This window comes from Roseburia sp. OF03-24 (assembly GCF_003463035.1).
GTDB classification, from domain to species: Bacteria; Bacillota; Clostridia; order Lachnospirales; family Lachnospiraceae; genus Roseburia; species Roseburia rectibacter.
The window spans coordinates 133,688-141,116 of the sequence record NZ_QSCK01000006.1; the positions used below are offsets into that span (position 1 = coordinate 133,688).

At 42.4% G+C, this 7,429-nt stretch carries 7 protein-coding genes; 5 read left to right on the plus strand and 2 right to left on the minus strand.

Translation table 11 applies throughout. From position 1 onward, the window contains the following. Nucleotides 1-4: 4 nt before the first annotated feature. Nucleotides 5-1,153, minus strand: a complete 1,149-nt coding sequence (locus DXA60_RS04525) for a tetratricopeptide repeat protein (protein WP_117919868.1) — start codon at nucleotides 1,151-1,153, stop codon at nucleotides 5-7. Nucleotides 1,154-1,174: 21 nt separating this feature from the next. Continuing rightward, nucleotides 1,175-1,666, minus strand: a complete 492-nt coding sequence (locus DXA60_RS04530) for a GNAT family N-acetyltransferase (RefSeq protein ID WP_117919870.1) — start codon at nucleotides 1,664-1,666, stop codon at nucleotides 1,175-1,177. Between the two features lie 328 nt (nucleotides 1,667-1,994). On the opposite strand from DXA60_RS04530, the gene DXA60_RS04535 reads away from it, so the two are divergent. The 5 genes from DXA60_RS04535 (at nucleotide 1,995) to DXA60_RS04555 (ending at nucleotide 7,015) form a co-directional block, all read left to right on the plus strand. Then, nucleotides 1,995-2,504 carry an RNA polymerase sigma factor gene (locus DXA60_RS04535; protein WP_330414640.1) on the plus strand — a complete coding sequence of 170 codons (510 nt, stop codon included), beginning with the start codon at nucleotides 1,995-1,997 and terminating at the stop codon, nucleotides 2,502-2,504. 71 nt (nucleotides 2,505-2,575) lie between these two features. Then, nucleotides 2,576-3,409 (plus strand): RsiV family protein, encoded by an 834-nt coding sequence (locus DXA60_RS04540; RefSeq protein ID WP_243006752.1) that lies wholly within the window; start codon nucleotides 2,576-2,578, stop codon nucleotides 3,407-3,409. Nucleotides 3,410-3,438: 29 nt separating this feature from the next. Beyond that, entirely contained in the window at nucleotides 3,439-4,791 is a 1,353-nt protein-coding gene (locus DXA60_RS04545; protein WP_117919874.1) for an MBOAT family O-acyltransferase, read from the plus strand. Between the two features lie 12 nt (nucleotides 4,792-4,803). After that, complete coding sequence (locus tag DXA60_RS04550) at nucleotides 4,804-5,643, plus strand: GDSL-type esterase/lipase family protein (protein ID WP_117919876.1); 840 nt, start codon at nucleotides 4,804-4,806, stop codon at nucleotides 5,641-5,643. A gap of 115 nt (nucleotides 5,644-5,758) precedes the next feature. Beyond that, entirely contained in the window at nucleotides 5,759-7,015 is a 1,257-nt protein-coding gene (locus DXA60_RS04555; protein WP_117919878.1) for a DUF4317 domain-containing protein, read from the plus strand. The last annotated feature ends 414 nt before the right edge of the window (nucleotides 7,016-7,429 follow it).

The window sequence follows — 7,429 nt, forward strand, 5'->3', positions numbered from 1 at the left end:
GTTTTTAATTCTGACTTCCCGTATCCTGTGAAGAACTATCCTCTGCGGAACTATCTCCTGTGGCATTTTCTGCTGAGCCATCTGCTGTGGAACTATCTCCTGTGACATTCTCTGCTGGGCTATCTGCTGTGGAACTATCTCCTGCAGCACTTTCCTCTGTAGATTCTGTGTTACTGCTCTCATCCGTACTCTGACGATTCTTTAAGAAAATATATTCTCTCTGTGCCGCCTCATCATCCGGATAAAGCGAAACATACTGCTGGACAACATCCCATGCGGATGTAAAATCTCCACTATATTCATAAGCAATGATCTGATTTGACAGAAGTTCCTGCTGGTTCGTAACATTATCCATCGCAAGTCCCTGTCTGATATCCTCTAAAGCTGCCTCATAGTTGCCTTTTCCCATCTGGATCTCGGCAAGTGCATTCATTGCAATCGAATCAGCCGTACCACTGTCCACATATGCCTGATAATACTTCTCTGCATTCGCAGAATCTTCCTCAGCTTCATAGACCTGTGCAAGATAGAGATTTGCCTTGGCACTGTCTTTTTTCACTGCTTCTTCTAACTCTTTAACTGCATTTGCATACTGACCAAGAAGATAATAAATCCTGCCTCGCCAGGTCAGATTTTCTGCAGAATTGCCTTTGATATCAAAAGCCCTGTTTAAATACTCTTCCCCTTCGTCAGTCATATTATTAGCGGCAAGGTTCTCATAAATCCCAACATACAATTCATAATCATCCGGGTTATATTTCACTGCATTTGCAAAATCTTTTTTTGCTGTATCTGTATCCTGCTGTTTTAAACTCAGACATCCATGCAGGTAATAGGCATTTCCATTCTTCCCATCATAATCGATCATCGCCTGGTAAGTTGCAAGTGCTCCCTCAATATCTCCTCCGGCATACTGTGCCGCTGCCTTGTAGTAACAGATATCTAACTCGGTATCTGTGATCTTACCTACACACTGGGAAAGTGCACTGTTAAAAGCTGCAACTGCCCCCTCATAGTCACCGGACTGCATACTGTTGATCCCGATCTTGCGGAAATCCAGTTCGTCCTCTAAACGCTCATTGGTGCATCCGGTAAAAAGTGCAGCAAACAGCACTGCCCCTGCAACCATATACGGCAATCTGTGTTTCTTCATCTCTATATTAATTCCTTTTCTCTATAATTCTTCAAACACCAGCCGCATATCATACCACACGGCTCCCCCATGTTTTGACATGGACTTTCCTTCATTAATATAACCAAATTTCTCATAAAATGGAATAAGACTTTCTTTACATGTCAAAACAATTCCTTTGCGTCCCTGTGCTTTCACGTCCTCAACCACATGCTCCATGAGCTTTGACGCACATCCCATCTTCTGATATGCCGGCAGCGTTGCCACTCCAAAGATCATCTGCCACTGCCCATCTTCCATGTGCATCGTGGCATCCTCAAACATCTCATCCCGCAAAATCGGAATATTGGTCGTCATTCCATTGATCATGCTCACTATTTTTCCAGAGTCCTCCAGTAACCAAAAATGATTCGGAAATACGGTCAGTCTTTTCTCAAAAGAGTCTTTTTCTGCTGCTTCTTCCGGTGGAAAGCACTGTCTCTCCATTTCCGTGATCGCATCTATATCATTTATTGTTGCTAATCTTATGTCCATTGTTGTGTGTCTCCATTATTTCTTAAAAAGTGCCTGCAAGCAGTCATTTTTTATCATTTGGCTGCACTCCTGTCCGCAGTGCACGTCCGAAAAATCAGAGATTTTCCGGACTGTCGGGCTTTCGCCCTATCAACGAAGCAAACAATAAAAAAGTGCCTGCAAGCAGTCATTTTTTATTGTTCACTTCGTTGGCACTGCTCAATGCTTACGCACATTATACCATACCTTTTTGATATTTTGCATTGTATTTGAAACTTTTTATGACTATGCTGTATCTAATAGTCAGATGATTCGAAAGAATCAAATATTTGCAAAGGAGGATCTGATCTTGAAATTCTTTTCCGGAAAAGAAAAAAAACTTACTGCAGAATCCAATGACGAACTCATTGAACGATTACTGCTTGAAAATTACAACCGCTACTATCATCTTGCATACAGCTATGTACATAATCCCGACGATGCAAGTGACATTGTACAAAACGGAGCCTATCTGGCGATCAAAAACAGTGCTTCCCTAAGGCAGCCGGAATATGCGGCGACCTGGATTTACCGCATCATGTTAAATGAGATTTTTCATCATTTAAAGCGGCCGGATACCATTTCTTACGAGGATTCACTGATCGCAGAGGGAAAACCGGACCAGTATCAGGACTTAGATCTTAGAACTGCGCTTGATTCTTTGTCCCCGGAGGATAAGGCGATCGTGGAACTTCGGTATTTCGAGGACTTAAAAATCGAAGATATCGCCCGCGTCTTAAATGAAAATGTCAATACCATAAAAAGCCGTCTGTACCGCAGTATGCAGAAGTTAAAACTGAAAATGGAGGTAACCGAATGAACACAAATGATTTTTATGAATTAAAAAAATCCTATGACACCTCGCAAATGCCTGAAAAGGAGGTCATAAAAATGAAAGAAAAAATGAATCAGGCGAAAGCCGAGAAGAAGAACAAACACAATAAAACCATTATCACAAGAATCTGGGTTGGCGCTGCTGCAGCGATCGCAGCGTTTGTCATCCTGCCAAATACTTCACCGCGTGTCGCCTATGCGATGGAACAGATCCCGCTGCTTGGAAATCTGATCGAGGTCGTCACATTCCGCGATTACCAGTACAGCAGTGACAAAAACAACGCCGATGTCAATGTTCCAAAACTAGTACCGGAAACTGTCGCTTCCACTGAAAATACAACGGAAGACCCGGTTGGGGAAAATTTAAAGAAATCAACCGATGAGATCAATGCAGAGATTGAAAAGATCAGTGACAGCCTGATCGCAGAGTTCAAACAGAATATGAACAACGAAGGTTATCAGGATGTCATGATCAAACATGAGGTCATCAACACAACTGACGACTATTTTACCTTAAAACTGATGTGTTATCAGGCTGCCGGCAGCGGTTATGAGATGGATTATTATTACACGATTGATTTAAAGACCGGGGAACGCCTTGCGTTAAAAGATCTTTTTAAAGAGGGATCTGACTATATCACCCCGATCAGCGAAAACATCAAATCACAGATGCGAGGGCAGATGGATGCCGACGAAAATGTCTCCTACTGGCTGGATGATACAGAAGTTCCTGAATGGAACTTTACCTCCATTAACGATGATACTTCCTTCTATGTTAATGCTGACGGAAATCTCGTCATCAGCTTCAACGAGGGCGATGTCGGTCCAATGTCTATGGGTGTTGTAGAATTTACGATCCCACACGATGCGATCGCCGATATTTTAAAATAAGAAATGTCTATGTAGTAAAGGATTCTGGCATGGTATTCAGCAGTCTCAACTTTATTTTTATTTTTTTGCCATTATTTCTGTTTGCCTATTATGTCACACCTGCTGCTTTCAGAAACAATACGCTCTTTGCAGGGAGCGTATTGTTTTATGCAATCGGGGTGATCAAACAGCCATATGCACTGTTTCTATTAATGGTTCTGACCTATCTCAATTATGTGTTTGGAATCTGCCTTTATCAGATACACAATTCAAGAAAAAAGAGACTCTTTTTGACAAAAGTTATTTTTTTCGATTTTTTATGGTTGTTTTTGTTTAAATATTCCAGACATTTATCTCTGCCGCTCGGAATCAGTTTTTATACGTTCCAGCTGACTGCATATCTTTTTGATATCTATTACGGACGTATTTTACCGGAACGGGATTTTGTGACATTCGGTACTTACATCAGCATGTTCCCAAAATTAATTTCCGGACCAATTACCCCGTATGAGATGCTGCGCAGGCAGCTTCACAGCGCAAGACGCTTTCTGCCCGAAAATCTTGCGGAGGGTATGAAACTTTTTATCCGGGGACTTGGCTTAAAAGCGATTCTGGCGAATCAGTTTGGCAGTCTGTGGGCAAATGTTGGCACGATCGGATATGAAAGTATCTCCACACCGCTTGCATGGCTTGGAATCTATGCATATTCTTTCCAGATTTACTTTGATTTTTATGGTTATTCCCTGATGGCAGCAGGTCTGGGCAGAATGCTTGGTTTTAATCTTCCCATAAACTTTAAGCACCCCTATCTTTCCACAAGCATGACAGAATTCTGGCGGCGCTGGCATATTACACTGGGACAATGGTTTCAGACCTACATCTATATTCCACTTGGCGGCAACCGCACAGGCATCTGCAAATGGATCCGCAACCTGCTTGTCGTGTGGATACTTACCGGAATCTGGCATGGCACAGAATTTCATTTTATTCTGTGGGGATTTTCCCTGTTCGTCATTGTATTGACAGAAAAACTGCTGTTAAAAAAATTGACGGACCGATACGCGCTGGCCGGACATCTTTATATGGCAGTTCTGATCCCATTGTCGTGGATGCTTTTTGGAATCAGTGATCCCGGCAGTATTGAAGTCTACATCCGGAAATTATTTCCATTTTTTTCCGCCGATGATGCCATTATTTATGTGAATGATTTCTGGAAAAATTTAAATGATTTCCGCTTTATCATCCCTGCCGGCTTCCTTTTTTCTACAAGGCTTCCGGTCCGCCTTTTAAAAAAAATCAGGGGCTCTGTGCCAGAAATTTTTGTCTATCTGGCAATTTTCTGGTCTTCTGTTTACTGTATTTACGTTGGCTCTAATGACCCATTTTTATATTTCAGATTTTAACGAAGGAACACTATGCGAAAAAAAATATCTGCCATATTGTTTTATTTTTTCTTTTTGATAAGCTGCCTTTTGATTCCACTCATTTACTTATATGTAACGTTAAACATAAATGCAGCCAAAAATACGTCCTTGTCCGTGTCTTCTGTCTCCGCCACACAAAAACAGGACACCACGATACCATCGGACACTTCCGGTGCGCCATCTGACAATACAGACCGGCAGGATATCCCGGACACAGAAGTTCCGATGACAGAAATGACCACTGTTGATGCAGATTATTTCGATGACGCTTTAATGATCGGTGATTCCCGCACCGTCGGATTAAAAGAATATGGTACGTTGGGCAATGCCACCTTTTATTGTGATTCGGGTCTCAGTATCTATGATCTGGAAAACAAAAAAATTATGGTGGACGGTATCGGAAAGGTCAGTATCTCTGATCTTTTAGCCAGCCATACCTATCATAAAATATATCTGATGCTCGGCATTAATGAACTTGGCTACGATGTCACACAGACATTTGAAAAATATGCGTCGTTTGTAAATTTTCTGCAAACCATGCAGCCGGATGCGATCATTTATGTGGAAGCAAATCTTCATGTGACTGCACAGCGCTCAGACTCGGATAAGACATTCAATAATGCCAATATCAATGCCTTTAATCAAAAAATTGCGACATTAGCCGATCACCGGACCATTTATTATCTGGACATCAATGAACTTTTTGACGATGCAAACGGCAATCTCGACACACAGTACAGCAATGATAATGCGCATCCCCTCGGAAAATACTATGCAGTATGGTGTGACTGGTTAATGGAGCACGCCGTTGTCCGTGACATGAAATCATAACCCCTTGCACCAGTTTTAAAATATCGTTATAATATCTCTTGCAGATTACGGGGACATGAAACAGCCTGCGCTATCTTTTGTATGGCATCCCCACAGAAACGGAGATATAATATTTATGAACAAAAAAGATATTTTAGAATTAAAACGACGGTTCAAAAAGGATGCCTGCACTTTCACAAGACTGTGCGGCTGTTACGTGGATGCCGACCACAATAAGGTAACTTCCTTTGGAGAGACATTTTTAAATCTGGAAGATGAAGAATTTTACAAATACTTAGAGATCGCCAAAAAAGTAATGTCCGGCACGATCAGGAATAACCTTTTAGAGCTGGAATTTCCGACTGCGGAGGAAGCCGCCGGCGGCAGGCAGCAGTTTTTGATGGGACTGCGCGAGAGTGCCTTAAAAAATGATGATCTGATGGATGCATTTTATGATCTCGTCATCGACAGTTACGACTACGTGGGAAATTATCTGATCCTTGTATTCCATGATGCCTATGACGTCATGACAAAAACATCAGACAATAATAAATTAGACGAATCGGAGGAAGTTTACGAATACCTGCTCTGCGCGATCTGTCCGGTCAACCTGACAAAACCGGGGCTTGGCTACCGTGAGGATGAAAACCGTATCGGTCCGCGTATCCGTGACTGGGTAGTAGGCGCACCGGATACCGGGTTTGTATTTCCTGCATTTACTGACCGAAGTACTGATATCCACTCTGTCATGTTTTACACCAGAGATACCAAGACACCTCACTCTGAATTTATGGAATCCGGTCTCGGCTGCGGTTCTAAATTTACTGCTACCGAACAGAAACTTACTTTCCAGAGCATTGTAAAAGAAGTTATCGGGGAAGATGATGATGAAAGCGATGCTATCTTCATGGATATTCAGGATAATTTAAATGACCTGATCCCTGTCGCTTTAGAAGATGAACCAGAACCGGAACCGGTTCCTGTTACAAAAAGCACGATCTCATCTGTTCTCGCCGAGAGCGGTGTCACGGAAGAACAGGCTGCCGTGATCGAGCAGACTTATGAAAATGTATTTGGTGAAGAAGTCCCTGTTGCAGAACACCTGGTAGATCCAAAACTGGTAGAAGCAAATGCAAAACGTAAAGAAAAATTAGAACTGGTACAACAGGTTGAAAATCTGAAACAACAGTTAGAAGAAACACGTGCCCTTCCAGTCGGAGAATCTGATGAGGACGATGTCCCGGCAGTCAAAACCTATGATGTCATTCTGCGCGTCAAACCGGAAAAAGTCGATCAGATCCACTCTCAGGTTATCGACGGTCAGAAATGCCTTGTCATTCCAATGGATGAGGACGAGCATGCTGCCGTTAATGGTGTGAATACAACGATCTGATAGCCTTTCTGACAAATGCTGGTTTGTTTATGAAATAAATCATCTCCCCAAATGGTGTATCGTAGGCTTGTGAGTGGCATCTTGCGCAAAGCCGGAGTAATTTTTGTTCCGTTGTACGAAAATAAGAAAAGTCTAGGTATGCCTGAATTAGATTTTCTCGGAGTGACGTGACCGGCAACAACGAGTCATCCATGACTCGATGCTGCCTTGTTCTGCCATCCGTGGCAGAACATCACTATGTATAGACAGGCACACCAAGATTTTCTAATTTTCTCCCAAAGTCACAAAATCAGCTTCGGCTTTGCGCAAGATGCCAGCCTCCAGGTTATGAAATACCATTTGGGTGGGCGGTTCATCTCAAAATCGGGGGGCGTAGGTGTGGATTTTTGATATTCGCACGAATGAAAATATGCT